Source organism: Pseudomonas sp. 20P_3.2_Bac5 (assembly GCF_025466035.1).
GTDB lineage: Bacteria > Pseudomonadota > Gammaproteobacteria > Pseudomonadales > Pseudomonadaceae > Aquipseudomonas.
In genome coordinates, this window is record NZ_JANLOA010000009.1 from 38,465 (window position 1) to 64,613 (window position 26,149).

The 26,149-nt window shown below is 66.0% G+C and carries 21 protein-coding genes; 3 read left to right on the forward strand and 18 right to left on the reverse strand.

Annotated features, from left to right (window positions below; all coding sequences use genetic code 11):
• Positions 1–8: 8 nt before the first annotated feature.
• Positions 9–650: a sel1 repeat family protein gene (locus NTD88_RS01175; RefSeq protein ID WP_262154849.1), complete on the reverse strand. Its 642-nt coding sequence runs from the start codon at positions 648–650 to the stop codon at positions 9–11.
• A 272-nt stretch (positions 651–922) separates the two neighbouring features.
• Here NTD88_RS01175 and NTD88_RS01180 point away from each other — a divergent pair, with 272 nt between their 5' ends.
• A complete protein-coding gene (locus NTD88_RS01180) occupies positions 923–3,289 on the forward strand; it encodes a DNA polymerase II (protein WP_262154830.1) in 2,367 nt (788 codons plus the stop codon).
• Positions 3,290–3,502: 213 nt separating this feature from the next.
• Entirely contained in the window at positions 3,503–4,060 is a 558-nt protein-coding gene (locus tag NTD88_RS01185; RefSeq protein ID WP_095153662.1) for a DUF4174 domain-containing protein, read from the forward strand.
• 58 nt (positions 4,061–4,118) lie between these two features.
• On the opposite strand, the gene NTD88_RS01190 is transcribed toward NTD88_RS01185, so the two are convergent.
• The 6 genes from NTD88_RS01190 to NTD88_RS01215 form a co-directional block, all read right to left on the reverse strand.
• Positions 4,119–4,904 (reverse strand): amino acid ABC transporter ATP-binding protein, encoded by a 786-nt coding sequence (locus NTD88_RS01190; RefSeq protein WP_262154829.1) that lies wholly within the window; start codon positions 4,902–4,904, stop codon positions 4,119–4,121.
• 30 nt (positions 4,905–4,934) lie between these two features.
• Complete coding sequence (locus tag NTD88_RS01195) at positions 4,935–6,176, reverse strand: NAD(P)/FAD-dependent oxidoreductase (RefSeq protein ID WP_262154828.1); 1,242 nt, start codon at positions 6,174–6,176, stop codon at positions 4,935–4,937.
• A 25-nt stretch (positions 6,177–6,201) separates the two neighbouring features.
• Entirely contained in the window at positions 6,202–6,912 is a 711-nt protein-coding gene (locus NTD88_RS01200; protein WP_095153659.1) for an ABC transporter permease, read from the reverse strand.
• Positions 6,909–7,628: an ABC transporter permease gene (locus NTD88_RS01205; protein WP_095153658.1), complete on the reverse strand. Its 720-nt coding sequence runs from the start codon at positions 7,626–7,628 to the stop codon at positions 6,909–6,911. Before NTD88_RS01205 ends, NTD88_RS01200 begins: the two co-directional genes overlap by 4 nt.
• A gap of 126 nt (positions 7,629–7,754) precedes the next feature.
• Positions 7,755–8,513: a transporter substrate-binding domain-containing protein gene (locus NTD88_RS01210; RefSeq protein WP_262130592.1), complete on the reverse strand. Its 759-nt coding sequence runs from the start codon at positions 8,511–8,513 to the stop codon at positions 7,755–7,757.
• Between the two features lie 32 nt (positions 8,514–8,545).
• Positions 8,546–9,415 carry a MurR/RpiR family transcriptional regulator gene (locus tag NTD88_RS01215; RefSeq protein WP_262154827.1) on the reverse strand — a complete coding sequence of 290 codons (870 nt, stop codon included), beginning with the start codon at positions 9,413–9,415 and terminating at the stop codon, positions 8,546–8,548.
• Between the two features lie 149 nt (positions 9,416–9,564).
• Here NTD88_RS01215 and NTD88_RS01220 point away from each other — a divergent pair, with 149 nt between their 5' ends.
• The gene (locus NTD88_RS01220) at positions 9,565–10,575 is read left to right on the forward strand and encodes an Ldh family oxidoreductase (protein ID WP_262154826.1); all 1,011 of its coding nucleotides are present in this window, start codon (positions 9,565–9,567) and stop codon (positions 10,573–10,575) included.
• 20 nt (positions 10,576–10,595) lie between these two features.
• Here the strand turns inward: NTD88_RS01220 and NTD88_RS01225 are convergent, their stop codons facing one another.
• The 11 genes from NTD88_RS01225 to NTD88_RS01275 all read right to left on the reverse strand — a co-directional run bounded on the left by NTD88_RS01225 (position 10,596) and on the right by NTD88_RS01275 (position 26,123).
• Positions 10,596–11,345 carry an SDR family oxidoreductase gene (locus tag NTD88_RS01225; RefSeq protein ID WP_262130595.1) on the reverse strand — a complete coding sequence of 250 codons (750 nt, stop codon included), beginning with the start codon at positions 11,343–11,345 and terminating at the stop codon, positions 10,596–10,598.
• A gap of 54 nt (positions 11,346–11,399) precedes the next feature.
• On the reverse strand, positions 11,400–12,788 hold the full coding sequence (locus NTD88_RS01230) for an MFS transporter (protein ID WP_262154825.1): 1,389 nt from the start codon (positions 12,786–12,788) through the stop codon (positions 11,400–11,402).
• A 503-nt stretch (positions 12,789–13,291) separates the two neighbouring features.
• Positions 13,292–14,905, reverse strand: coding sequence for a dipeptide ABC transporter ATP-binding protein (locus tag NTD88_RS01235; RefSeq protein ID WP_262154824.1), 1,614 nt, complete (start codon positions 14,903–14,905; stop codon positions 13,292–13,294).
• The gene (locus tag NTD88_RS01240) at positions 14,902–15,744 is read right to left on the reverse strand and encodes an ABC transporter permease (protein ID WP_262154823.1); all 843 of its coding nucleotides are present in this window, start codon (positions 15,742–15,744) and stop codon (positions 14,902–14,904) included. Before NTD88_RS01240 ends, NTD88_RS01235 begins: the two co-directional genes overlap by 4 nt.
• Positions 15,741–16,700, reverse strand: coding sequence for an ABC transporter permease (locus tag NTD88_RS01245; RefSeq protein ID WP_262154822.1), 960 nt, complete (start codon positions 16,698–16,700; stop codon positions 15,741–15,743). Before NTD88_RS01245 ends, NTD88_RS01240 begins: the two co-directional genes overlap by 4 nt.
• A gap of 3 nt (positions 16,701–16,703) precedes the next feature.
• A complete protein-coding gene (locus NTD88_RS01250; RefSeq protein WP_262154821.1) occupies positions 16,704–18,305 on the reverse strand; it encodes an ABC transporter substrate-binding protein in 1,602 nt (533 codons plus the stop codon).
• Positions 18,306–18,314: 9 nt separating this feature from the next.
• Entirely contained in the window at positions 18,315–19,634 is a 1,320-nt protein-coding gene (locus NTD88_RS01255) for an LLM class flavin-dependent oxidoreductase (RefSeq protein ID WP_095153648.1), read from the reverse strand.
• A 52-nt stretch (positions 19,635–19,686) separates the two neighbouring features.
• Positions 19,687–22,125, reverse strand: a complete 2,439-nt coding sequence (locus tag NTD88_RS01260) for a TonB-dependent receptor plug domain-containing protein (RefSeq protein WP_095153647.1) — start codon at positions 22,123–22,125, stop codon at positions 19,687–19,689.
• Between the two features lie 177 nt (positions 22,126–22,302).
• A complete protein-coding gene (locus NTD88_RS01265) occupies positions 22,303–23,271 on the reverse strand; it encodes an ABC transporter substrate-binding protein (RefSeq protein ID WP_262154820.1) in 969 nt (322 codons plus the stop codon).
• Between the two features lie 10 nt (positions 23,272–23,281).
• Positions 23,282–24,091, reverse strand: coding sequence for a class II aldolase/adducin family protein (locus tag NTD88_RS01270; RefSeq protein ID WP_262130603.1), 810 nt, complete (start codon positions 24,089–24,091; stop codon positions 23,282–23,284).
• Positions 24,092–24,794: 703 nt separating this feature from the next.
• The gene (locus NTD88_RS01275; protein WP_262154819.1) at positions 24,795–26,123 is read right to left on the reverse strand and encodes an LLM class flavin-dependent oxidoreductase; all 1,329 of its coding nucleotides are present in this window, start codon (positions 26,121–26,123) and stop codon (positions 24,795–24,797) included.
• Positions 26,124–26,149: the final 26 nt, after the last annotated feature.

A 26,149-nucleotide genomic window follows, 5' to 3' on the forward strand; every position in this document is an offset into this window, starting at 1 on the left:
TGTTCAATTCAGGGAAGGTGATTGACCACCTGCGGGCGCACGGCGCGGCAGCCGTTGATCTCCACCGCCTTCTTCTGATAGCTGGCGCGCTGGTTCGGGTCCAGGCCGGCGAGCAGGCGATAGACCTCGGCCTGGAAGTCGCGCTGACGCCCCCATTGCAGCGCCAGCCCTTGCGGTCGTTCGCTCAGGCACTGCAGGCGCACCGCCGGTTGCGGGAAATAGCCGGCGTACAGCGAGTCGCGGGTCGGCACCTGCTCCAGCGCCTGGCGGTATTCGGCGCTGTTGCGCAGCTCCGGGCACCAGTTGCCCACTTCCAGCGCCGCCGGGGTAAAGCCTTGGGACAGGCTGGAACGCAGCAGCGGGCAGGCTTCGGTGGCAATCTGGCTGACCGGCAGGTGGGTGATGTAATGCAGGGCCAAGCGGTACTCGGCCACCGGGTGATGCAGCAGGGCGGCGCGTTGCAACAGCGCCACCGCCGGTTGCAGGGCCTGGTCCAGCGACTGCACCTTGCGGATCAGTTCCTGATCGTTGGGCGCGGTGTCGGTGGGCAGGGTGTTGCTTTGCGCGTCGGCTTTCTCCAGCAGGGGCAGGGCCTGGCGATACAGCAGGTCGGCGTGAGGATCGATGACGGGATCGCCGGCCACGGCCATGACGGGCAGCAGGCACAATAGGGAGAGCAGGGAGCGATCACAACGCACGTGGTAGATCCTTGTGCCCCGTAGGGTGAGGGCGGGAAAAGGCTGGGGCGTGATTCATGGCGATAGGCACTGTCCGTAGTGGATGAAGCATTTCCTTTGAGGGCGCATTCTAGCGGGAGAGGCAGCGCGCCGAAACCCGTCGCACTGTCGCGCCGATAAGGGGCGCTCCGGGCCGGTGGCTCGGGTAGACTCCGTGCCCTTTGAATGTGGTCGAGGAAGCAGCGGTGCAGGTAGAACAGGGCTTTGTCCTGACCCGTCATTGGCGGGATACGCCGCAAGGCACCCTGGTGGAGTTCTGGCTGGCCACCGAGGCGGGGCCGCGGCGTGTGCGCCTGCCGGCGCAGACCTCGGTGGCCTTCGTTGCGGCGGATCAGCGCGAGCGGCTCGGCGAACTGCTGCGCGGCGAAAAGGACGTGGAACTGCGCCCGCTGGCACTGAGGGATTTCGCCCAGCGCCCGGTCCTCGGCCTGTATTGCCGCCAGCACCGGCAACTGATGCAACTGGAGAAACGCCTGCGCGGCGCCGGCATCGAGTTGCTGGAGGGCGACATCCGCCCGCCCGAGCGCTACCTGATGGAGCGCTTTATCACCGCGCCGGTCGATTTCAGCGGCCAGCCCGACCGCGACGGCGTCTGGCTCGACGCCCAACTGAAACCGGCCAACGACTACCGGCCACGGCTGAAACTGGTGTCGCTGGACATCGAGACCAGCGAGCGCGGCGAGCTGTATTCGATTGCCCTGGAAGGCTGCGGGCAGCGCCAGGTGTACATGCTCGGCCCGGCCAATGGCGACGCCAGCGGCATCGACTTCCAGCTCGAATGGTGCGACAGCCGCGCCGAACTCCTGCAGCGCCTGAACGGCTGGCTGGCCGAGCACGACCCGGACGCGATCATCGGCTGGAACCTGGTGCAGTTCGACCTGCGTGTTTTGCACGAACACAGCAAGCGCCTTAACGTGCCGCTGCTGTTGGGCCGCGACAGCCAGCCCATGGAATGGCGCGAACACGGCAGCCGCACTCACTACTTTGCCAGCGCCGCCGGGCGGTTGATCATCGATGGCATCGAGTCGCTGCGCTCGGCGACCTGGAGCTTCCCCTCGTTCAGCCTGGAAAACGTCGCCCAGACCCTGCTCGGCGAGGGCAAGGCCATCGACACGCCGTACCAACGCATGGACGAGATCAACCGCATGTTCGCCGAGGACCGCCCGGCGCTGGCCCGCTACAACCTCAAGGACTGCGAGCTGGTGACGCGGATCTTCGACAAGACCCGGCTGATGGACTTCCTGCTGGAGCGGTCCACGGTCACGGGTTTGCCGGTGGACCGCAGCGGCGGTTCGGTGGCGGCGTTCTGTCACCTGTACATTCCGCTGATGCACCGCCTGGGCTTTGTCGCACCGAACCTTGGCGGGCGCGAAGGCGAGGCCAGCCCTGGCGGCTTCGTCATGGACTCGCGGCCCGGCCTCTACGAATCGGTGCTGGTGCTGGACTACAAAAGCCTTTACCCATCGATCATCCGCACCTTCCTGATCGACCCGGTGGGCCTGGTGGAGGGCCTGCGCGAACCGGACGACGAACACTCGGTGCCGGGTTTTCGCGAGGCGCGTTTCTCGCGCACGCAGCATTGCCTGCCGGCCATCGTCGAGCGCGTCTGGCAGGGCCGCGAGGCGGCCAAGCGCGACGGCAACGCGCCGTTGTCGCAGGCGCTGAAGATCATCATGAATGCCTTCTACGGCGTGCTCGGCTCCAGCGGCTGCCGCTTCTTCGACCCGCGCCTGGCGTCGTCCATCACCCTGCGCGGGCACGAGATTATGCAGCGCACCCGCAAGCTGATCGAGGCCCGTGGTTATCAGGTGATCTACGGCGACACTGATTCCACCTTCGTCTGGCTCAAGCGCGCCCACGACCAGGACGAAGCCAGCCAGATCGGCCAGGCGCTGGTGCGCGAGGTCAACCAGTGGTGGCGCGACCACCTGCGCGAGCAATACGGCCTGGAAAGCGCCCTGGAATTGCAGTACGAAACCCACTACACCCGCTTTCTGATGCCCACCATCCGTGGCGCCGAGGAGGGCAGCAAGAAGCGCTACGCCGGCGTCGTGCAGCGTGCCGATGGCAGCGAAGAGGTGATCTACAAGGGCTTGGAAACCGTGCGTACCGACTGGTCGCCGCTGGCCCAGCAGTTCCAGCAGGCGTTGTATTTGCGCATCTTCCGTCGCGAGCCGTACCGGGAATTCGTGCGTGAATACGTGCAACGCACCCTGGCCGGCGAACTGGATGACTTGCTGGTGTACCGCAAGCGTCTGCGCCGGCCGCTGGATGACTACCAGCGCAACGTCCCGCCGCATGTCCGCGCGGCGCGGCTGGCTGATGACTTCAACGACAGCCTGGGCCGGCCGCGGCAGTACCAGAATGGTGGCTGGATCAGCTACGTCATCACCACCAGTGGCCCGGAACCGCTGGAGGCGCGGCGCAGTCCGATCGACTACGAGCATTACCTGAGCCGCCAGTTGCAGCCGGTGGCGGACGCGATATTGCCGTTCGTGGGGGATGATTTCAGTGGGTTGATCGATCGGCAGATGGGCTTGTTTCAGGACTGAGAGGTTTTGGGGGCTCATCGTGCTGTAGGAGCGAGCTTGCTCGCGATACACACGCCCATCCGCCGCCATCCCAAATCCATCAGCTATCCTTCTGACACCGGAAGTTACTTTTGTCCCGTCCACCAGGTGATTGCGTTCGTTTAGGCTGCGGCCTTCGGATCTTTCCTACAGGTCTGTAGTCATTTGTTACGAGGAAAAAAGAAGGAGAAACACATGCTTGCCCGGTCACTGACCCTCGCCACTCTGCTCGCCATCGCCGCTCCCCTGGTTGTCGCCGATGACGCCCCTCTGGCCCAGGATCTGGGCAAGGCTCGTCCCCTGGTGGTGATAGCCCCCAGTACCGCCGACCCGGTGTTGCGCGGTATCAACGAAGCGCTCAAGGACCCCGCCGCCCAAGCCGGATTCAAGGAGCGCAATCTGGTGCTCTACAGCGTCGCCGGCATGGTCGGCAAGCGTGACGACAAATTCCTTGAGCAGCAGACCACCATGGCGCTGATCCGCGAGCTGTCCCTGGGCGCGCGCAATGGCACCCAGGTGATTCTGGTGGGCAAGGACGGCCAGAAGCACGAAATCAAGCATGACGGCACGCTCGATCCCCAGGAAATCTTCGCCGCAGTGGATGCCTTGCCGGCCGAGGAAAAAGCCATTACCGCGCCGGAACCGGTGCCGGTCGCCGAGACCAAGGCCGGCAAGCCCGCCAAGGCCGGTGAGCCTGCAAAACCGGCCAAGCCGGCCAAACCCCTGCCACCGCCCAAGCCGCTGGACGACTGAGTTCCAGGCCGCTGGAAAACACGGGCCGACGTCATCGTGACGCCGGCCCGTGTTGGTTTCAGTGCAGGATCTGCGCGAGGAAATCCCGCGCCCGCGGGCTGCGCGGTGCATTGAAGAAGGTTTCCGGCGGGGCGTCCTCGATGATCTGTCCGCCGTCGAGGAACAGCACCCGCTGCGCCACCTGACGGGCAAAGCCCATTTCGTGGGTCACACAGAGCATGGTCATGCCGCTGTCGGCCAGCTTCACCAGCACGTCCAGCACTTCGGCAACCATCTCCGGGTCGAGCGCCGAGGTGGGCTCGTCGAACAGCATGATCTTCGGCTTCATGCACAACGCCCGGGCAATCGCCACGCGCTGCTGCTGACCACCGGAAAGCTGGCCGGGGTATTTCGCCGCCTGGCTGGAGATGCCCACTTTGTCCAGGTAGAACTGCGCCAGCTCCTCGGCCTGGGCGCGACTGAGGCCGCGCACGCTCATCGGCGCCAGGGTGCAGTTGTCGAGCACGCTCATGTGCGGGAACAGGTTGAAGTGCTGGAACACCATGCCGATTTCACTGCGCACTTTCGTGGCCTCGCGGCTGTTACCGGCAAGGTCGGTGTCGTTGACCAGGATCGTGCCGTGCTCGGCGATTTCCAGGCGGTTGATGCAGCGGATCAGGGTCGATTTTCCCGAGCCCGAGGGGCCACAAAGGACGATGCGTTCGCCCTCGTGCACCGTCAGGTCGATACCGCGCAGCACGTGGTAGGGACCGTAGTATTTCTCCAGGCCGCTGATATGCACCGCGACGTTGCGCGAGTCGGTGGTCGCTTGCGGGGCGGCGGCAAGGCTGAGTGAGGCGCTCATTATTGTTGTTCTCCGGCGGGTGGGCGGAACTCAGTTGAAACGCTCGGCGCTGTAGGGCGCGGGGTCGGTAAAAGGCTGTTCGCCGGTCATCATTTCGGCCAGCAGGCGACCGCTGACCGGGCCCAGCGTCAGGCCGTGGTGGGCATGGCCGAAGTTGAACCAGAGGCCGGGATGGCGGCCGGCCGGACCAATCACCGGGCGCATGTCCGGCAGGCACGGGCGGCGGCCTAGCCACGGGGTTTCTTCGATGCGTTCACCGAGGGGGAACAGCTCGCGGGCCACGGCTTCGCAGCGCTGCAACTGGATCTCGTTGGCGGCGTCAGTGCTGGCGGCGAACTCGATGCCGGTGGTCAGGCGGATGCCCTGTTCCATCGGCGCCAGGACGTAGCCGGCCTGGGCGTCGCAGATCGAATGGCTCAGTTGTGCGCCGCCGCGGGCTTTGTAGTGCGCGTGGTAACCGCGCTTGATTTCCAGAGGAATCCGGTAGCCCAGCGGCTTGAACAGCTCGGCAGCTTGCGGGCCGAGGGCGATCACCACTTCGGGCGCGGTGATCGGGCCGCGGCGGCTGTCCACCTGCCACTCGCCGGCGATCTGGCGCAGGCTGCGCGCATCGCCGTGGATGAAGTGGCCGCCACGCTGCACGAACAGCGCCGCGTAGCCACGCACCAGGGCGCTCGGGTTGCTCACGGTCTTCGGGTCGCGCCAATGAATGCCGCCCACCGCACCCTGGGTCAGGTCGGCTTCGCGTTCGTGCAGTTGCCGACGGTCAAGGACTTCGAAGGCCAGGCCGTAGGCTTTCAGTGCTTCGGCTTCGACCTTCGCCGCTTCGAAGGCGGCGTCGTTGCGGTAGACCTCGATCCAGCCATTGGCCTTGACCAGTGACTGCACGCCGGCCGCCTCGATCAGCGCGTCGTGTTCTTCGACGCAACGCTCCACCAGCGGCAGCATCGCCTGGGTCGCCACGGCCAGCGGCGCGGGCGCGGAGTTGCGCCAGTAGCTCAGCAGCCACGGCGCGGCCTTGGGCAGGTAGCGCCAACTGAAGCGCACGTCGGATTGCTGGTTGAGGCCATAGCGCACCAGTTTCGGCAGCGCGCGCGGGAAGGAATAGGGGATCACGCTGGAGCGCTCGATCAGCCCGGCGTTGCCGTGGCTGGTGCCGCTACCCGGTTCGTCGCGGTCGATCAGGACGACCTTGCGGCCGCGCGCCTGCAGGTGCAGGGCGGTGCTGACGCCGACGATTCCGGCGCCCAGAACGATGGTTTGGCAGTGCATGACAAGGATCCTCTACGGCAAGGGTTCAGCGCAGGTGGCGGCCCAGGCGGGCTTCGATATGTTTGAGGCTACGTCGTACGATTTCGACGATCAGCAGGTAGAGCACGGCGGCCCAAAGGTAGATCTGGAAGTCGAAGCTGCGCGAGAAGGCCAGCTTGGTCACGCCCATCAGGTCGTAGATGGTCACCAGCGAGGCAATGGCGCTGGCCTTGATCATCAGAATCAGTTCGTTGCCCAGCGGCCCGATCGCCACCACCAGTGACTGCGGCAGGATCACTTTGAAGAAGGTGGTCGAGCGTTTCAGGCTCAGCGCGCTGGCGGCTTCGTATTGCCCCGGCGCGACGGCCAGCAGGCTGCCGCGGAAGATTTCCGCCTGGTAGGCAGCGGTGTTCAGGGTGAAGGCCAGCAGGGTGCAGAACCAGGCGTCGCGGAAGAACCACCAGAGGCCGACGTCCTGCCAGAAGCCCTTGAACGAACCCAGGCCGTAATACAGCAGGAACAGTTGCGCCAGCAGCGGCGAGCCGCGGAAGAAATACACGTAGGCGGCGCTCAGGCGTTGCAGCGTGAGGCTTTTCGACATCCGCGCCAGGGCCAGGAGCATGCCCAGCAGGGCGCCGAGGGTGAAGGAGATCGCCACCAGTTTGGCGGTCACCAGCAGGCCGTCGATAAAGCGCGGGCCATAGCGCTCCAGCAGCTCGGGATTGAGGAACATTGCCAGCAGTTCGTCGAAGCTCATGGACGGGCGCTCCGCAGGTGGCGGCTGAAGTGGTTCTCGATGAAGTGGAAGACCCGGCCCGACAGCGCCGAGAACAGCAGGTAGCAAAGGCAGGCAACGCCGTAGAACAGCATCGGCTCCTTGGTCACGCTGACGGCCAGATTGGTCTGGCGCATCAGGTCGACCAGGGAGATGGTCGAGACCAGCGAGGTGTCCTTGAGCAGCGACAGCCAGTTGTTCGACAGGCCGGGCAGGGCGATGCGCAGCAGTTGCGGGAACACCACCTTGCCGAACGCGGTGCGTTTGCCCAGGCCGAGGGCGGCGCAGGCTTCGTATTGGCCCTTGGGCACGGTCTTGAACGCGGCCAGCCAGATTTCGCTGGAGAACGCGGCGAACACCAGGCTGAAGGCGACCATGGCGGCGAGGAAGGTATTGATCATCACCTCGCCTTCATAGCCCATGGCGGCCAGTATTTTCTGCGCGGCGATCTGGCAGCCGTAGTAGATGATCAGCAGCGTGAGCAATTCCGGCAGGCCGCGAAACACCGTGGAAAACACCGTGGCGAAGGCCCGTGGCAGGCGTTTTTTCGAACGCGCGGCGAGGGCGATGCCGAGGCCCAGCGGCAGGCCTATGGGCAGGCAGGCGAGGGCCAGCGCCAGGGTCACCAGCGCACCGGCGAGCAACGCCTGACCCCAGCCGCCGCTGGCGAAGGAGAGGAGTGACAAATGTTCGAGCATGGGCGAAGCCTCGGGAAGGGGCAGTCTTGAGGGCCGCTATCGCGAGCAAGCTCGCTCCTACAGGGAGGGGGAGAAAGGTGTAGGAGCGAGCTTGCTCGCGATAAGGCCGTAAGCAGCCCTAAACGGTCACTGGTAGATATCGAAGTCGAAGTACTTGCCCGCGATCTTCTGATACGTCCCGTCCGCCACGATGGCATCCAGCGCCTTGTTCAGCCGCTCGCGCAGGGCTTCGTCTTCCTTGCGCACGGCAATCGATGCGTCGGCGCGGGTGCCGTCGACATCGCCGAGGGTCTTGCAGCAGTCCTTGCCGGCCTTGCCCAGCCATTCCAGCAGCGGGAATTTGTCGGCGATCACACCGTCGAGGCGGCCGGCGGCGAGGTCGGCGTTGGCTTCGTCGAGGGTCGGGTAGAGCTTCACATCGGCACCGGCCTTGCCGTACACGTCTTCGGCATAGATGGCCTGGGTCGAAGAGGCCTGGGCGCCGACGGTGTAGCCCTTGAATTTGGTCTGGGCGTCGGTGATCTCGCTGTCTTTCGGCACGGCTACCGCCAGCGGGGTGCGGTAATAGTGGTTGGTGAAGGCGATCTTCTTGCGCCGTTCCTCGGTGTTGATCATCGACGCCACCACCGCGTCGTACTTACGCGCGATCAGGGCCGGGATGATGCCTTCCCAGTCCTGGGCGACCACGGTGCACTCGACTTTCATCTGCTCGCACAGGGCCTTGGCGATGTCGACGTCGAAGCCGTGCAGGTTGTTGTCCGAATCAACGTAGTTGAAGGGCGGGTAGGCACCTTCCGTGGCGATCTTCAGGGTTTCGGCCTGGGCCGACGTGATGCCGGCCAGCAGCAATGCGCAGGCCCCTGCGAAGCGAAGAACAGGTTTCATGTGACACCTCGATCTGTAGTTGCACTCTCTTGCTATTGTTTTGCCGTTGACGTGTAGCCAACGAACTCGTTGTGTAGAGCGGCAGTTGCGTCCAAGCGTTTTTCAACATCAGGCCCGAGCTTCTTGCAGACCTCGTTGACCATCAGGTGAGCCCACGACAGCATCGTCGCGGTGGACTCCCAGAACAGGTTGAACTGGGTGGGAATGCGGAACACCTCGTCGGCATTCGCATCGGCCCAATCACAGAAGGTGTCGGTAACCAGTGTTACCGGGATGCCCGCCTCGCGTGCCTTGTGACACAGCAGCAAGGCATGGCGGGAATAACGCCGCGCCTCGAACACCACCAGCGCGCAGTGCGCCGGATCGCCCAGCAGAACTTCGCCGAAATGCCCGGCGCTGCCGTCGACCACCTGCACGCCGTCGCGCAGGTATTGCAGCAGGTGGGCCATGCAGTGGGCGATGCCGCGCTCGGTCTGAAAGCCCGCGACGAACACCCGCGGACGCTGCGCCAGGCGCGTGGCGACACGGTCCCACTCGGCGGTGCGGCTGTATTCGTAAACCCGCACCAGCGCGGCGACTTCCAGTTCCAGGCTGCGGCTGCGGTCTTCGCGGTCATCGCTGGAGTGTTGGCGGAATTCTTGCAGCCGATCGCCCACCAGCCAGGGACCGTCACCGAGGTCGTCCTTCAAGTCCTGCTTGAGTGCCTTGAGGTGCTCGTAGCCCAGCGAGCGGCAGAAGCGCCCGACGCTGGATTCGCTGACGCCGATCTTCTCCGCAAGGCTGGCGGAGGTTTCGAACGGCAGGTCGGTGAGGTGGGCGAGCATATAGGTGGCGATCTTGCGACCCGAGGCCGACGCATTGGGCAGGCTGCTTTCCAGGCGTTGCTTGATGGGTTGGCTCACGGGCGATGCTCGATGACGGTTGCGGTGGAAGAGAAAATGAATGTTTTCTGTCATCAAGTCAATATTTGACAGCTAACTGTCAAAAAGAGGAAAGTCCGCTCACTGCCATCCCTGTTGCCCAGTCCAATTCCAATCATCGGAGCTACAGAATGTCCGCACCTGCCACACAGATTCCCTTCAACGAACTGGAAACCCTGCTGCAGCGCATTTTCGTGCGTCACGGCACCAGCGAGGCGGTGGCCCGCGCGCTGGCATTCAACTGCGCCAGCGCCCAGCGCGACGGCGCCCACAGCCATGGCGTGTTCCGTATTCCCGGGTATGTCTCGACCCTGGCCAGCGGCTGGGTCAATGGCCAGGCCGTGCCGAAGGTCGAGGATGTGGCCAGTGGTTACATCAGCGTCGATGCCGGCGGCGGCTTCGCCCAGCCGGCGTTGGCGGCGGCGCGTGACTTGCTGGTGAGCAAGGCGCGCAGTGCTGGCATCGCCGTGCTGGCGATCCATAACTCGCACCACTTCGCCGCCTTGTGGCCGGATGTCGAGCCGTTCGCCGACGAAGGTCTGGTGGCGCTGAGCGTGGTCAACAGCATGACCTGCGTGGTGCCGCAGGGCGCCGAGCGGCCGTTGTTCGGCACCAACCCGATCGCCTTTGCCGCGCCGTGCGCGGGCGGGGCGCCGATTGTCTTCGACATGGCCACCAGCGCCATCGCCCACGGCGATGTGCAGATTGCCGCGCGCAAAGGCGAATTGCTGCCCGAAGGCATGGGCGTCGATCGTCTCGGCCAGCCGACCCGCGACCCCGCGGCGATCCTCGACGGCGGCGCGCTGCTACCGTTCGGCGGACACAAGGGCTCGGCGCTGTCGATGATGGTGGAGCTGCTGGCGGCGGCGCTGACTGGTGGCAATTTCTCCTTCGAATTCGACTGGTCGCAGCACCCCGGCGCCAAGACCCCCTGGACCGGGCAATTGCTGATCGTCATCGACCCGCGCCTGGCCCAGGGCGAGCGCTTCGCCGAGCGCAGCCGCGAACTGGTGCGGCAGATGGAAGCGGTGGGCATCACCCGCCTGCCGGGCGAGCGCCGCTTCCACGAGCGGGAGAAATCAGCGCGTGAAGGCGTGAGCCTGACGCAGGAAGAACTGGAGCAGTTGCAGGCGTTGAGCTGATAGCCGCTCGCGGCGTGCGCTCAGATATTGCCCACGCCGCCGTCCACCAGCAGTTCCGTCCCGACCACGAACGACGACTCATCCGACGCCAGGAACACCGCCGCCTGCGCCAGCTCCCATGGCTTGCCCAGGCGCCCCAGCGGCACCAGTTGGCGGATGCTGTCGCGCAGGGCCTGTTCTTCTTCCGGCGGCAGGCCAAGCTTGCCGAGGGCGGCGGTGTCGGTAGGGCCAGGACTCAGGCCGTTGACCCGGATGCCGCGGCCGATCAATTCACCCGACAGGGTTCGTGCCAGCGACAACAGCCCGGCCTTGCTGGCGGCGTAGGCGCTGCTTTGCGCCAGGCCGATACGGGCGCTGACCGAGCCGCAGAGGATCACCGAAGACGGGTCATGCAGCAGCGGCAGCAGGGCCTGGATCAGGAAGAACGGGCCTTTGAGGTTGGTGTCCTGCTGGCGGTCCCAGGTGGCTTCGTCCCAATCTTGCAGCGGGCGGTGAGTAACGTCGCCGGCGTTAATGAACAGCACGTCCAGACGCGGCCAGTGTTGTGCGAGGGTGTCGGCGACGCGGCGTTGCCCGGCGATATCACCGGCGTCGCTTTCGATCAGCAACACCTCGTCGCCGAGGGCGTCGCCGGCCAGGCGCAGGGCCTCGGCACTGCGTCCGGTGATCGCCACCCTGGCGCCCTGGGCGAGAAACTGCCGCGCGGTTTCCAGGCCGATGCCGCCCGTGCCCCCGGTGATCAGGGTGTATTTGTCTTTGAGTCTGCTCATTGAAATGGCCTTTGCCGAGGGGAGACTGAGGGCCGCTACAGCGGCCCGGATCGCTTAAACCGAATCAACGCTGGCAAGCGGCCGTGCCCGGTTCACCAGCACGACCAACCCCAGCAACACCAGGCCGCTGGCCGCCGCCAGCAGCACCATGGTGTCCTGGTAGCCGGAAACGAAAGCGCTGCCGTTGTGCTGGAACAACGCCGCCGTAATCGCCAGGCCCAAGGCGCCGGCGAGGTTGTGGAAGGTCCACGACATCCCCATCGCCACCCCGGCATCCTGCGCCGGCACCGAGGCCATCGCCGCCACGGTGGACGGTCCGAGAATGCACGCCCAGCCCGCGCCCATCAGGGCGAAGGCGGCGATCACCAGCGGCCAGGCACTGTCACTGGCGAAGCGCGTTTGCAGCAGCGCCGAGGCTGCCAGCAACACAAATCCGGCCAGCAACACCAGCCGCGTGCCATGGCGATCCGCCCAGCGTCCGGCCCAGGGCGACAGCAGCGCCAGTACCGCGGTGGTGGGCAACAGCAACAGGCCGACGCTGGCGGCATCGAGGCCGCGCACCTCCGCCAGGTACAACGGCATCAGCAAAAACGCCGGGCAGTAGAAAAAGGCCAGCCCGCCTGTTGCCAGGCAGGCACCGGTGAAGGCCGGTCTGGCCAGAAAATCGAAACGCAGCAGCGGCGCCGGCACCCGGCGCTCGGTCCACACCAGCAGCCCCGAGAGCAACAGCGCCAGACCGAACAGCCCCAGCACCGACGGCGACGACCAGCCCCAATTGCCGCCCTGCACCAATAGCAAAACCCACAGCGGCAGGCTCAGGCTGAGCAGCGCCAGGCCGGGCAGGTCGAGGCGCTGGCTGTCGCCTTCGGCGGCGGACTCACGCACATGGCGCCAGCACAGCAACAGGCCGATAGCGATCAGCGGCACATTGAGCAGGAACACCCAGCGCCAGCCCAGGCTTGCCACCAGCAACCCGCCGGCCACCGGCCCGATCGCCAGACCGAGACCGTTGGCGCTGAACAACAGGCCGATGGCACGGCCGCGGCGCGCCTCGTCGAAGGCATTACTGACAATCGCGCTCGACGCGGTGTACAGCACCGCGCAAGACAGCCCTTGCACCACCCGCCAGAACACCAGCGCCGCGAGGCTGTGACTGAGCCCGGCGGCCAGCGAGGCCAGGCCGAACAACAGCATTGCGACGAGCATCAAGCGACGTCGCCCGAACAGATCGGCCAGCCGCCCGGCGCTGACCATGAACGTGGACAGGGCCATGACGAAGGCGGTGATCAACCATTGGGATTGTTGCAGGCCGATGCCCAGTTCCTGGCTCAGGGCGGGCAGGGCGGTGTTGACGATGGTGAAGTCGATGCAGCCGAGGAAACTGGCAATGGCCACCCCGGTGAGGGCCAGCCACGGATTGGGCGAGGGTACGGCGGAGGACATCAGACAATCCTTTGCGACGAAGGGCAGGTGGCGACGATAGGCGGCGGGGGGCGGGGTTGTGAAAGACTTTTCGGGCCTAAGCTTAGGTAGCTACGCATCTCGGGACTGTCCTGAGACCATGAAGTGCCAGTCAGGGAATTGGGTAATGGCGACCAGGTGCTAGCCGACAGGTTTTCAGCGTTCTCAAGATCGAGCGCCGCCCGCGCGGCGCATCGCGGATGAATCCGCTCCTACATTTTTGGCAACGTGCCATGGCCTGTCAGAGAGGTGTTGCCCGCCTGTGCCTTTTGGCGATGAATCGCTGGGAGGCTGTCGTACAAACAAGGCAGTCAACCATGGCCTGGCAGACATAGGCACGTTACAACCAATGTAGGAGCGAGCTTGTCGGGGCGCCGAACCGTCGCGATGCGCCGCGCGGGCGGCGCTCGATCTTGAGAGCGCTGAAAAACTTCAGGCATGCGCCTGGTAGCCATTACTCGGTCTTTTGACGGAGAGCCCGAACCTCACAACCCCGCCACCTGCAACTCCCGCCCCCGCAACGGCAATAACTGCCCCGGCATATCCTCCAGCAACCGCCGCGTGTAATCGCTCGCCGGCCGTTCGAACACCTGCTCGGTCGGCCCGTGATCCACCAGCCGGCCCTGGCTCATCACCAGCACCTGATCGCTGATGCCGCGCACGGTGGCGAGGTCGTGGGAGATGAACAGGTAGGTCAGACCCAGGTCCCGTTGCAGGTTTTGCAGCAGGTCCAGCACTTGCGCCTGGACCGGCGCATCCAGCGCCGACAGCGGTTCATCCAGCACCAGCAATTCCGGCTCCGCGGCCAGGGCGCGGGCGATGGCAACGCGCTGGCGCTGGCCACCGGAAAGCTGGCCAGGACGACGGTGCAGCAGGTTACCCGGCAGGCCGACCCGCTCCAGCAGTTCCAGCACGCGCTCGCGGTCATCGCGGCGCTGGCCGATGGCGAAGGCGCGCAACGGTTCGCTGATGATGTCCAGCAGGTCGTGCCGTGGGTCGAGGGCGGCCCACGGGTTCTGGTAGACCAGTTGCACCCGTCGCCGATAGCCGTGCAGTTGCCTGCGCCCGGCGCTGAGGATTTCCTCGCCGTCGAAGCACACGCTGCCGGCGCTGGCTTGTTCCAGGGCTAGGATGATCCGCGCCGTGGTGGATTTGCCCGAGCCGGACTCACCCACCAGGCTGGTGGTGGTGCCCCGTTGCAGGCTGAAGCTGACGTCCTCCACCGCCGCCGGTCCGTGGCGGTTGAAGCGCCGTTGCAGGCTGCTGACCTGCAACAGCGGCTCGCCCGCTGCCACGGCGGGCGCCGAGCGTCGTTGTTGCAATCGCGCCAGGGGCGAGGCCTGGAGCAACTGACGGGTGTAGGGGTGTTCCGGCGCATGCCACAACTGGCTCGGCGTGCCGCTTTCCAGCAGGCGGCCATGGCGCATCACCAGGATGCGGTCGGCGCGGTCGAGCGCCACCGCCAGGTCATGGGTGATCAGCAGCAGGCTGCTGCCGCGCTCGCGCACCAGGTGTTGCAGGCGGTCGAGAATCTGCCGTTGCACGCTGACGTCGAGGGCGCTGGTGGGTTCGTCGGCGATCAGCAGCGGCGGGTCGTTGGCCAGGGCGATGGCGATCAGCACCCGCTGGCACATGCCGCCAGATAATTCATGGGGGTAGCGCTTGAGCAATTGCTCGGGATCTTTCAGGCCGACCTGATGCAGCAGCGCCACACCGCGCAGGCGCGCTTCGGTCCTGGCCACGCCGTGCACGGTCATGGCTTCGACAAGCTGGGCGCCGATGGTCTTGACCGGGTCCAGCGAGGTGCCCGGGTCTTGTGGGACGAAGCCGACCAGACGGCCGCGCCGCTCGCGCCAGTCGTGTTCGTCGAACTGGTCGAGGGCCTGGCCTTGCAGCCATAACTGGCCGGTCTGTTGCACACCGGGCGGCAGCAAGCCGGCCAGCGCGGCGGCAGTGGTGGATTTGCCCGAGCCAGACTCCCCCACCAGGCAGACGATTTCGCCGGCGGCGATTTCCAGGTCCAGTCCTGCCACGGCGGCCTGCGGGCTGCCGGGGTATTCCACGCCGAACTGGCTGATGCGAACCAGTGGTGCGCTCATGAAGCTTCTCCCTGAAGACGTTGCAGGCCGCGGGCCAGTTGCTGGGTGGCGAGCACCACGGTGGCCACCACCAGCCCTGGCAGGGTGGTGTACCACCAGGCCACCACCATGTAGTTGCGCCCTTCGGCGATCAGCAGGCCCCATTCCGGTTGCGGCGGCGGTGCGCCGAAACCGAGGAAGCTCAGCGCCGACACCGCCAGTACGGCGCTGGCGAATTCCAGCGCGGCCAAGGCCAGCAGCGGTCCGGCGGCGTGGGGCAGGACATGCCGCCAGAGGTTGGTCCAGGAGCCGACACCGGCCACCCGCGCCGCTTCGACAAAGGTCCGGCTGCGCCAGCGCAGCACTTCGCCACGGGCCAGGCGAGCGAAGATCGCCACCGACGACAGGCCCACCGCCAGGGCGATTTCCAGGGTGCCGAAGCCGAGTGCGGTGACGATGGCCATCGCCAGCAGCAGCGCCGGGATCGCCATCAGCACTTCGACAATGACCGCCAGCACGCGGTCGGCGACGCCGCCGAACCAGCCGGCGATACCGCCCAGCAGGCTGCCGGCGACCAGCGCGATCAGCACGGCGATGCTGGTGGCTTGCAACGACAGCGCCGCGCCATGCACGGAGCGGGCGTAGAGGTCGCGGCCGAGGTGGTCGGTGCCGAACCAGTGGCGGACGGAAGGGGCTTGCAGGGTCTGGGTCGGGTCGGCCAGCAGCGGGTCGGCGCTGCTGAACAGGCCAGGCCAGAAGGCCCAGCCAAGGACCACCGCGAACAGCGCCAGGCTCAGCGCCACGGACAGTCCGGGCCAGCGCAGCGGGCGGCTGGCGGCGTACGCGGGTTGCAGGATCATGGACGGCTCCCTTGGCGGATGCGCGGGTCGAGCAGCGGGTACAGCAGGTCGGTGGCCAGGTTGGTCAGCACATACAGGGTCGCGGCCAGCAGCACCACGCCCTGGACCACGGCGATGTCCTGGCTGGCGACGGCGGCCTGAGCCAGGCGCCCGACGCCGTCGCGGGAGAACACGGTTTCGGTGACCACCGCGCCGGCCAGCAGGTTGCCGAGCAGGGTGCCGGCCAGGCTCAGCATGGGAATCGACGCGTTGTGCAGGATGTGCCCGCAAAGCAGGCGCCAGGGTCCGACGCCTTTGCTGCGCAGGGCCTGAACGAACGGTTGCTGGCTGACGCTGGCGATCGAGCGACCGAGCACCTGGGCGATCATCGCCGCGCAGGGCAGGGCCAGGGTCACTGCCGGCAGCACCAGGCTGGCAAGGCCGTGGTCGCCCATCGCCGGCAGCCAGTGCAATTTGAAGGAGAACAGTTGCAGCAGCACCAGCCCGACCCAGAAGGTCGGCAGCGAGACGACCACCGCCGGCGCATTGCGCAGCGCGCTCTGCAACGGCCGCCGCCGTACCTGATGCGCCGCCAGCGCCAGGCCGATGCCCAGAGGCACCGCCAGCAACAGCGCGGCGAAGGCCAGCGCCAGCGTTGCCGGCAATGCCGCGGCCAGGGCCTGGGCCACCGGCTTGCCGGTTTGCAGCGAGGTGCCGAGGTCCAGGTGCAGCAACCGCCACAGCGCGCCGCCGTACTGCTGCCAGAGACTGCCGTCGAGGTGATAGCGGGCGCGCAGCTCGGCGACCTTGGCCGGGTCCACCGCGCCCGGCTCGCCGTTCTGCGCCAGGAGGATCGCCACCGGATCACCCGGCAGTGCGTAGAGGATGGCGAACGACAGGGTGAACGCGGCCCACAGCACCAGCGCGGCCTGGGCCACGCGCCAGAGCAGTGCGCGGTGGTTGGTCTGGAAGGTCATCGGTCAGTGGCTCCCCGGTTGTGCCAGCCAGGTGTCGTAGAACTGCAGGCGGGTCGAGGCCTCGTAATGCAGGCCGTGAACGATGTCGCGGAACGCGGTCACCGTGGCCGCTTCCACCAGCGGAATCACATGGCCCTGGTCGAGCAGCTCGGCGCTGGCCTGCTGGATCAGCGCGCCGCGTTTCTGCGGATCGAGGCTGGCCGCCGAGTCCTGCAGCGTCTGGTCCAGCGGCGCCGGGCCGCGGACGTTGACGTTGCGCCCGCTGGAGAGGAACACGGTGCGCAGCACGTCCGGGTCGGCGCGGGTCAGGTTGAAGAACCACAGTTCGTAGTTGAGCGAGGTCTGCAACAGGCTGACCTGGCCGATGGTGGATTTGTTCAGGCGCAGCTCGACGCCGACCTGACGCAGTTGCTGCTGCACCAGTTCCAGCACCGGGGTGGTCGCCTGCCAGTAGTCGAGGGCGAAGCTCAGGCGCTTGCCGTCACGCTGGCGCCAGCCATCGGCGCCCTTGTTCCAGCCGGCGGCATCGAGCAGTTTGCCGGCGCCTTGCGGGTCGTAGGCGAGCTGGGCGCTGAGGTCCTGGTAATACGGCGTGCTGCTGGCCAGCACCGAACTGGCCGGTTTCTGGTAGCGGGAAATCACGCCCTTGAACTGGCTGCGGTCGATGGCTTTGTTCAGTGCCCGGCGCACGTTCACGTCATCCAGCGGCGGGCGGGACTCGTTGGGCGTCAGGCTGAAGACGATGCCGGGGTTGGGCCGGGCGATGGAGGGAATGCCCTGACTGTCCAGCACCGCTTCGTCCTGCACCGGCACGCTGGTGTTCACGTCGATCTGCCCGGACACCAGGCTGCCGAGGCGCACGCCGGATTCCGGCAGGATGTGGAACTCGATGGCGTCCAGCCAGGCGCGGCCCTGGTGTTCGGCCAGGGACGACGGCCAGGCATAGTTGGCGCGGGCCTCGATGCGCACCAGCTTGTTGTGCTCGAAGCTCTTCACCGTGAACGGCCCGGAACCGACCAGCGCACCCTGGCAGCGTTCCTCGGCGCTGCGCGTGAGGGTGGCGGGCGACAGCAGCCCCAGGCTCATGGTCGAGCTGGCCTGAAGGAACTGCGCGTTGGCCTGTTTGAAGTTGATCTGCACGCTGAGCGGCCCGGTCACCTCGACCGACTCCAGCCCGGCCAGGTAAGTCCCGGCCAGTTGCGCCTGGGCGCCGAGGGCGACGATGGCCTCGACGTTGGCCTTGACCGCCGCCGCGTCGAGCACGCTGCCATCGGCGAAGGTCGCGCCCTCGCGCAGGTGGAAGGTGAACTGCCGCGAGTCGTCGCTGACCTCCCAGCGCTCCGCCAGCCAGGGCACGATCTCGGCGGTTTGCGGGTCCTGGTCGGTCAGCGAGTCCACCAGTTGCCGGCCGACATTGAGCGCGGTGTTGTTGCCCGCCTGTTGCGGGTCGATGCAGTTGGGATCGCCGTCGAAGGCCACCCGCAACACGCCGCCCGCCTGGGGCTGCGCTGGGGCGCCGGAGTTGGCCTGCTGCCCGGATGGGTTATCGCAGCCGGCGAGGGCCAGGGCGATTGCCAGGCTTAGTGAAGCCAAGGGTCGAGACATGGGCGCTCCTTAAAAGAACCGGTTGGTGCGATACGGCAAACCGAGGTTTTCCCGCAGCGTGGTGCCGGCGTATTCGCGCTGGAACAGGCCGCGGCGTTGCAGCTCCGGCACCACGCCGTCGACGAAGTCGTCGATGGCCGAGTGCAGGCCGCTGAACATGATGTTGAAGCCATCGGCGGCGCCGGCTTCGTACCAGGCCTGGAGGTCGTCGGCGATGCTTTGCGGGGTGCCGATCAGGATGCGATGCCCGCCGGAGGTGAGCTGGTTGAACAGTTGGCGCACGGTCGGCCGCTCGCGGCGGATCAGGTCGAACACCAGTTTCTGCCGGCTCTGGTGGGTGTTGGTGGTGAAGGATTCCGGCGGCAGCGGCACCACTTCGTCAAACGGCAGTTCGGAGAGGTCGTAGCCGAGGCTGACGAATTTCGAGATGGAACTGAGAAACGCTTTGGGCTCCAGCAGCTCTTGCTGGCGGTCGTATTTGGCCTGGGCTTCGGCGAGGGTCTTGCCCACCACCGGCGAGACGCCGGGGAGGATTTTCAGCTCGTTGGCGCCGCGCCCGAAGCCGGCGGCGGCGAGCTTGGTTTCCTGGTAGAAGGCCTGGCCCTGCTCGATGGTGTGCTGGGCGGTGAAGATCAGTTCGCCGACCCGCGCGGCGAGGCGCTTGCCGGAGGTCGAGGCGCCGGCCTGGGCAACCACCGGATGACCTTGCGGCGAGCGCGAGACGTTGAGCGGGCCGCGCACCTGGAAGTGCTCGCCCTGATAGTCGAGGACATGCAGTTTGTCGATGTCCAGCCAGGTGCCGCTGGCCTTGTCCTGGACGAAGGCGTCGTCGGCCCAGCTATCCCACAGGCCGCTGACCACGTCGTAGAACTCTTCGGCGCGGGCGTAGCGGTCTTCGTGATCGACGTGGTCCTGGCGGTTGAAATTCTCTCCGCCGCCCAGCGAGGTGACCAGGTTCCAGCCGGCGCGACCGCCGCTAAGGTGGTCCAGCGCGGCGTATTTGCGCGCCACGTTGTAGGGCTCGTTGTAGGTGGTGCTGGCGGTGGCGATCAGGCCGATATGGCGGGTGCTGGCGGCCAGCGCCGGGGCCAGGATCAGCGGGTCCCAGCGCACGCTGTTGGGGCCGCGCTGCAAGGCCAGGTCGAGTTTGACGTCGAGGGTGTCGTTGAAGAACAGCGAGTGGAAGCGCCCGGCTTCCAGCTTGCGGGCGATGTACTGGTAATGCTCCAGGCTCTTGAACGTGTCCAGCGGCGCTTCCGGCAGGCGCCAGGCGCTGCCGCTGAGGGTGCCGGGGATAAAGGCGCCGAGGACGAAGGGTGCGTGACTCATGGGGTGTTCCTCCGGGCGCCCGCGCCACTGCGCGAGCGCCGCTTGCGTGGGCTCAGAAGTTGTAGGCGATGCGCGTGTACCAGAAGCCGCCGTAGGGGTCGAACGGCGAGATCGAGCCGAATTTCGCGAAACCATTGACGTCGCCGGCTGGGAAACCGTTGTTGTCGGCGCGCACGTCGAACAGGTTGTTGGCGCCCACGGCGATATCGAAGTTGTCGGTCAGGGCGTAGGCCACTTCCAGGTCGGTCAGCCACTTGGCGCCGTAGGTCACGTCGTAGGTCGGGTTGGCGTCGAGGGCGACGACCTTGTCGTAGCGGGTCAGGCCCGCGTTGACGGTGAAACGGTCGATCTGCCAGTTGGCGCTGAGGATGACCTTGGTCTTGGGGTTGGCCACGGTGAGGTAGCCCTGGGCGACGCGGTCGAACAGTTCCAGGTTGTTGCCCGCGGCCCTGAGCGACGCCGGGGTTTCCTTGATGTCGTCGATCTCGGTCTTGTTGTAGTTGAGCCCGACCCCGTACTTGACCTTGCCGAACTGGCCGTAATCGACGCGGTAGTCGGCCACCAGATCGATGCCGCGGGTGGTGGTGTCGGCGGCGTTGGTGAAGTACTTGATGCGGTAGCCAGGCTTGAAGCCGTTGGCGATCAGTTGCTGGTCGACGCCGTTGCCATAGAGGAAGCCGGTGAGGGCGATGCGGTCGCGGATCTCGATCTGGTAGGCGTCGAGGGTCACGCTGGCCTGGGGCAGCGGTTGCCAGGTCAGGCCGAGGCTGAAGTTGCGCGATTTCTCCGGGCTCAGGTCTTCGGCGCCGAGGGCCTTGGCCAGCGGTGAGTCGACCCGCACGGTCTTGGCTTCGACGAACTGCGCGATGCCGTTGACGGTGGTGTACTGGTTGGCGGTCTGGGCGTACACCGACTGCGACAGCGACGGTGCGCGGAAGCCGTTGCTGATGGTGCCGCGCAGGGCGAAGGTCGGGGTGAAGTCATAGCGCGCGGAGAACTTGCCGCTGCGGGTGTTGCCGCTGCTGTCGTCGTATTTCTCGAAGCGCGCGGCGACGCCCAGCCAGAGTTTCTCGGTGGGGTTCACGCCGAAGTCGACATAGCTGGCGTAGCTGTTGCGGCTGAGCTGGCCGGCATCTTCGGGGGTGAGGGTGATCGCGCCCTGGGCGCCCACCGAGCCGGGCTGCCCGGCCAGCGGACCGCTGGGGTAGATGTAGCCGCCATTGATGTATGAGAGCGGGTCGTCGGACTCGGTCTTGTAGCGCTCGTGACGGTGTTCCAGGCCCCAGGACACTTGCAGTGGCTTGCTCAGGCCGACGTCGAAGGCGCGGGTCAGGTCGAGGTTGTTGGTCCACTGGTCGAAGTAGTTGGTGTAGGTGTCGAAGCGGGTCGGGCTCGACGGGCCGAGGGAGGCGTTGAGGGTTTCGTCGGCGCCGGCCTGGCCCTTGTCGCGGCCGAAGGTGGAGCTCAGGTCCCAGTGCCAGTCGGCGATCTCGCCCTTGCCGCCGGCGGCGGCCTGGTAGTCGGTTTCCTCCAGGGTGTAGAAGGGCGCGGTGCCGTCCGGGTAGATCTCGGGAATGATGTTGGTGGAGTTGGGCCGGCGGTAATTCTGGCCGCCGCGGGCATCACGCTTGCTGAAGGTCGAGAACGAGTACAGGGTCAGGTCGTCGCTGACCGGCAGTTCGGCGTTGTACGACAGGTTGATGGCCTTGATCTTCGGCAGGCCGTTCTTCTGCACTTCGCGGTCGGCGGTGGCGTTGCGCGGGTCGCCGGCGAAGTACAGGTTGCCGGTGGCTTCGCGGGAGCGGGTCGCGGTCTGCACTGATTTGGCGTCCAGCGCGTAGTTGAAGAAGCCGCCGTCGCTGCCCAGGGCCAGGCCCTGGTTGAGGGCCTGGCGCAGGTTGCCGCCGTCGCCGTTCTCGTAGTACTCGCCATATTGGGTGGTGACCGAGCCGCCGTTGTCCTTCTGCTTGAGGATGATGTTGATCACCCCGGCGATGGCGTCGGAGCCGTACTGTGCCGAGGCGCCGTCGCGCAGCACTTCGACGTGATCGATGGCGCTGATCGGGATCAGGTCCAGGTCCACTGGGTTGGTGCCGTAGGCGGCGGTGGAGTCGAGGTTGATCACCGCGCTGTTGTGGCGGCGCTTGCCGTTGACCAGCACCAGCACGTTGGAGCCGTTCAGGCCGCGCAAGCTATAAGGCCGGGCGATGCTGTCGTTGGAGGTGCCGGAGGGCCGCTGCGAGAACGACGGCAGGGTTTTCTGCAGGGCGCCGCGCAGGCTGGACTCGCCGGTCTTTTCCAGTTGCGTGCTGTCGATCACGTCGATCGGTGCCGGGCTGCTGGTGACGGTGCGCACTTCGCTGCCCCGCGAGCCGGTGACGATCACCGTGTCGAGGGCAGTGTCTTTGTCGGCGGCAACCGCCAGCGGGGTGAGCAGGTAGCCGGCGAGCAACGCCGGCGCCATGGACAAATGGGTGAACACAGACTTCATGATTGTTCCTTGGGTTCGATTGGCAGATCAGGCCCTGGATGTGCGATCGAACGGGCTCTCATAGGGTTTTTCACGCATCACGGGCGTGGCCGGGCTCGCGCAAGGTCCGTTGCTTGCGTGGCTGGCGTGCCTGTTGGTCGTCCGGCGCGCGCCGGTGCGTTGTGCTCCGGCAGGTCCCTAGCCGCTGAGCAGGAGGTTGAAGCGCTCATCCCAGAAGCCGCGTACGTCCAGCGACTGGCGGATCAGCCCGCTGTCATGGAACAGGTCGGCGATGCGCTGCTGGGCGAGGATGTCGGCCTCGCTCACCGGCAGCAGCCGGCTGGGGCGCTGGCGCTGGTTGAACTGTTGCAGGTACAGCTCGCGGGAAATCCCGGTGAGTTTTTCGTTGCGTTCGGCCCAGGCCTGGGGGTTGTGCTCGACCCAGTCCCAGGTGGCTTGTTCCCGGCGCAGGAAGTCGCTGATGGCGGCCTGCTTGCCGGGTTGTTGCAAGACCCGCTCGGTGGTGGCGATCAGGTAGTTGCCGCAGTGGTATTGGCTGGCCTGGGCGAGGATCACGCCGTCCATGCCGGTTTGCGCCTGCAGCGCGCCGATACCGCCGGCGACGATGGCGTCGACATGGCCGTTCTGGAACGCCACCAGCGCATCCCGCGCCGGCATGGGCCGGGCCTGGATATCGGCGAGGGTCAGGTGGTTGTCGCGCAGCAGGTTGAGGATCAGGTAATGGGTGTCGGTGGCGCGGACGAAACTCACGCGCTTGCCCTTGAGGTCGGCGATTGACGCGATGCCGCTGTCGCGCTTGACGATCAGGCTGCTGCGGTTCTGCTCGCCCTGGTAACTGGCGATCAACACCAGCGGATTGCCGGCCGCGCTGGCAAACAGCGGCAGCACCGGGCTCATGAAGGCGTAGTCCAGGCTGCTGCTGGCAAAGGCTTCCAGCACCATGCTGCCGCCGGGCACGTCGATCCACTCCAGCGGGTAGGGCGTCGCGGCCTGGCCGGCGTCGGCGAGAAAACTCGCGGCCTGGCCCTTGTAGCGCCAGACCCGCAGCGCTTCGCTGGCATTGGCCAGAACAGGCGCGAGCCCGGCGGCCAGGCCGGCGACGGCACTGTGCTGGAGGAACGCGCGGCGGCTGATGCTGATTGCCATGACGGGCTCCTCAGTCCAGCAGATCAGGTTGCTGCTGGACGATGCGGTCCCACAGCGGCAGGAAATTCAGCCAGCCGAACAGCTCGCGCTGCGCCGGGTTGAAGCTGTCCTCGCTCACTTCGGGAATGCGTGGCTGACCGGCCGAATACGCCAGCAGATGAGCGCGGGCGGTGTCGTCGGCGAGGATGAAACGCCATGCGGCGCTTTCCACGGTCTGGCCGGCGGCCCACAGCCCGTGGTTCTGCCAGACCAGCAGATTGTTGTCGGCGAAGGTCTCGACGAAGGCCTGGGCAACCAGGTCGCGGTCTTGCAGCAAGCCGCCTTCGGCATTGCGCAGGGCGTGGCGGTCGAACAGCACCTGCTCGCCGATAAAGGCCGAGGACTCGGCGGTGATCGGCTGGAACAACTGCCCCAGCGACGACCAGACCCGGCCATGGAAACCGTGCAAATGGGCGATGCCCACCACCTCCGGGCGCGCCCGTTGCAGTTCGTAGTGCAGTTCCAGGGCGCTGGTGTTGAGCAGGCCGTCGCCTTCCACCACCTGGCCTGCGCCGTTGACCCGCAGCAGGTCGCTCGTGCGGATCTGCGAGAAGGGCACACCCAGCGGATTGATCCAGTAATGGTCGGTCTCGATCGGGTCGCGGGCGGTGAAATGCCCGGCCAGGCCCACTTCGAAACCCAGCTCGGCGAACAGCCGGTACGACGCGGCCAGACGCTGCTTGCGGTGCAGGCGTTCGGCGAGCGGGTCGGCATGGACGGGCGGGGCGCTGAGTTGCAGGCGGTGGTTGTGGTTGGGCAGGGTGGTGATGCTGTGGCTCATCGGGCGTACTCGCAGGTGATGGAATCGGGAGCCTCCACCGTGCGAGGGGTCGGGTCTGAGAGGGACTGTAACAAGGGGGCGGGGCGGGGAATAAATACTGTTTTGATCTATTTTTATTATTATTTTTCAGAATAAAAAATTGGATGGATATTTAAGAATTGCATTTTCTTAGGGGCGTTTTTTGGGGTTGCTTCGGGCCTCATCGCTGCATGGGTATCTACACATCTTTCGGTCATGTGGAGGCTGGAGGGCGTTTGTCAAAAGACCGAGTGATGGCCACCAGGCGCATGCCGGAAATTTTCTAGCGCTCTCAAGACCGAGCGCCGCCCGCGCGGCGCATCGCGAGCAAGCTCGCTCCTACATTGGTTGCAACGTGCCATGGTCTGACAGAGAGGTGTTGCCCGCCCTTGGCGCCTGGCGATGAATCGCGGGGAGGCTGTTGAAGTTAACCTTATACCGCTTCGTACAAACAAGGCGTTCAACTATGGCCTGACAGGCATAGGTACGTTGCAACCAATGTAGGAGCGAGCTTGTCGGGGCGCCGAACCGTCGCGATGCGCCGCGCGGGCGGCGCTCGGTCTTCCAGCCACCACATGACCGAAAGGATTATTTGAAAATAAATCCTCAAAGACAGTTGCTCCCACAGGTTCACAGCGAGCCCGCTCTTTGTGGGAACTGGCTTGCCAGCGATGACTGCCTCAAATCAGGCCACTTGCGCAGCCTTCACACTGTGCCGATTCACCGGCACGTCCAGGCCCAGATGATCGCGCAGCGTCCGCCCCTGGTACTCACTGCGGAACAACCCGCGCTCGCGCAGGAGCGGCACCACTTCATCGGTAAACCGGGCAAACGCCGCCGGCGCGCCGACGTGGATGTTGAAGCCGTCCACCGCGCCATCCTTGAACCAGCGCTCGATTTCGTTCGCCACGGTCTGCGCCGAGCCGGCGAAACCGGTGAACGGCCGGGCAAAGCGCAACGCCGTTTGACGCAAGGTCAGGCCCTGTTCCCGCGCCACGCGCTTGATTTTCTCGGCATGCCCGCGGTAGCCGTTGCTGCCCAGTTCGCCGAGGTCAGGGAAGGGCGCATCGAGGTCGTACTGGCTGAAGTCGTGGTAGTTGAACGGCCGGCCCAGTTGCACCAGCGCTTTCTTCAGGTCCAGCTCGCCGGTGCGCTGTAGCAACAGCGCCTGGGCCTCTTCGTCGGTGTCGGCAATGATCGGCGAGATGCCGGGGAAGACCAGCACCTGGTTCGGGTCGCGTCCGGCCTCGGCGGCGCGGCGCTTGATGTCGGCGTAGTACTCGCGGGCATCTTCGAAGTTGTCGACGCCGGCGAAAATCCCTTCGGCGATCCGTGCCGCCAGCCCGCGCCCGGACTCGGACACCCCGGCCTGGAAGATCACTGGCTGGCCCTGCTCCGAGCGGGAGATGTTCAACGGCCCGGTGACCGAGAAGAACTCGCCGCGGTGGTCGAGGCGGTGTTGCTTGGCCGGGTCGAGGAAGCGCTTGTTGGCGCGGTCGCGGGGGAAGGCGTCGTCCTCGTAGGAGTCCCACAGGCCCTGGACCACCGCCACATGTTCGTGGGCGCGGCGATAGCGCTCGCCGTGGTCGATATGCTGCTCGCGGCCGAAGTTGCCGGCGGCGCCTTCAAGTCCGGTGGTGACCACGTTCCAGCCGGCGCGGCCATGGCTGATCTGGTCCAGCGAGGCGAACTGGCGGGCGACGTTGAAAGGCTCGGTGTAGGAGGTGGTCAGGGTCGCCACCAGGCCGATCTTGTCGGTGGCGCCGGCCAGCGCCGAGAGCAGGGTCAGCGGCTCCAGGCGGTTGAGGAAGTGCGGCGCCGAGTCCGGCGTGATGTAGGGGCTGTCGACGATGAACACGAAGTCGAACTTTGCCGCTTCGGCGGCGCGGGCCTGCTGTTTGTACCAGTCGATGTCGATGCTGGCGGTGCCGGGGATCTGTGGGTCCAGCCATTCCTGCGGGTCGGTGCCGACGCCGGTAAGGATGGCGCCGAGGTGCAACTGCCGTGTGCTCATGGTTCAGGTCCTATCGGGTTGAAGGA

What these genes read in the sequence shown, in the direction of transcription:
- NTD88_RS01245 (WP_262154822.1), bottom strand. Translation starts at nt 16,700, where the DNA reads ATGACCTTCCAGACCAACCACCGCGCACTGCTCTGGCGCGTGGCCCAG.
- NTD88_RS01175 (WP_262154849.1), bottom strand. Translation starts at nt 650, where the DNA reads ATGGCCGTGGCCGGCGATCCCGTCATCGATCCTCACGCCGACCTGCTG.
- NTD88_RS01270 (WP_262130603.1), bottom strand. Translation starts at nt 24,091, where the DNA reads ATGAGCCACAGCATCACCACCCTGCCCAACCACAACCACCGCCTGCAA.
- NTD88_RS01220 (WP_262154826.1), top strand. Translation starts at nt 9,565, where the DNA reads ATGTCCGCACCTGCCACACAGATTCCCTTCAACGAACTGGAAACCCTG.
- NTD88_RS01195 (WP_262154828.1), bottom strand. Translation starts at nt 6,176, where the DNA reads ATGCACTGCCAAACCATCGTTCTGGGCGCCGGAATCGTCGGCGTCAGC.
- NTD88_RS01210 (WP_262130592.1), bottom strand. Translation starts at nt 8,513, where the DNA reads ATGAAACCTGTTCTTCGCTTCGCAGGGGCCTGCGCATTGCTGCTGGCC.
- NTD88_RS01225 (WP_262130595.1), bottom strand. Translation starts at nt 11,345, where the DNA reads ATGAGCAGACTCAAAGACAAATACACCCTGATCACCGGGGGCACGGGC.
- NTD88_RS01200 (WP_095153659.1), bottom strand. Translation starts at nt 6,912, where the DNA reads ATGAGCTTCGACGAACTGCTGGCAATGTTCCTCAATCCCGAGCTGCTG.
- NTD88_RS01205 (WP_095153658.1), bottom strand. Translation starts at nt 7,628, where the DNA reads ATGCTCGAACATTTGTCACTCCTCTCCTTCGCCAGCGGCGGCTGGGGT.
- NTD88_RS01240 (WP_262154823.1), bottom strand. Translation starts at nt 15,744, where the DNA reads ATGATCCTGCAACCCGCGTACGCCGCCAGCCGCCCGCTGCGCTGGCCC.
- NTD88_RS01190 (WP_262154829.1), bottom strand. Translation starts at nt 4,904, where the DNA reads ATGAGCGCCTCACTCAGCCTTGCCGCCGCCCCGCAAGCGACCACCGAC.
- NTD88_RS01265 (WP_262154820.1), bottom strand. Translation starts at nt 23,271, where the DNA reads ATGGCAATCAGCATCAGCCGCCGCGCGTTCCTCCAGCACAGTGCCGTC.
- NTD88_RS01250 (WP_262154821.1), bottom strand. Translation starts at nt 18,305, where the DNA reads ATGTCTCGACCCTTGGCTTCACTAAGCCTGGCAATCGCCCTGGCCCTC.
- NTD88_RS01235 (WP_262154824.1), bottom strand. Translation starts at nt 14,905, where the DNA reads ATGAGCGCACCACTGGTTCGCATCAGCCAGTTCGGCGTGGAATACCCC.
- NTD88_RS01255 (WP_095153648.1), bottom strand. Translation starts at nt 19,634, where the DNA reads ATGAGTCACGCACCCTTCGTCCTCGGCGCCTTTATCCCCGGCACCCTC.
- NTD88_RS01185 (WP_095153662.1), top strand. Translation starts at nt 3,503, where the DNA reads ATGCTTGCCCGGTCACTGACCCTCGCCACTCTGCTCGCCATCGCCGCT.
- NTD88_RS01275 (WP_262154819.1), bottom strand. Translation starts at nt 26,123, where the DNA reads ATGAGCACACGGCAGTTGCACCTCGGCGCCATCCTTACCGGCGTCGGC.
- NTD88_RS01260 (WP_095153647.1), bottom strand. Translation starts at nt 22,125, where the DNA reads ATGAAGTCTGTGTTCACCCATTTGTCCATGGCGCCGGCGTTGCTCGCC.
- NTD88_RS01230 (WP_262154825.1), bottom strand. Translation starts at nt 12,788, where the DNA reads ATGTCCTCCGCCGTACCCTCGCCCAATCCGTGGCTGGCCCTCACCGGG.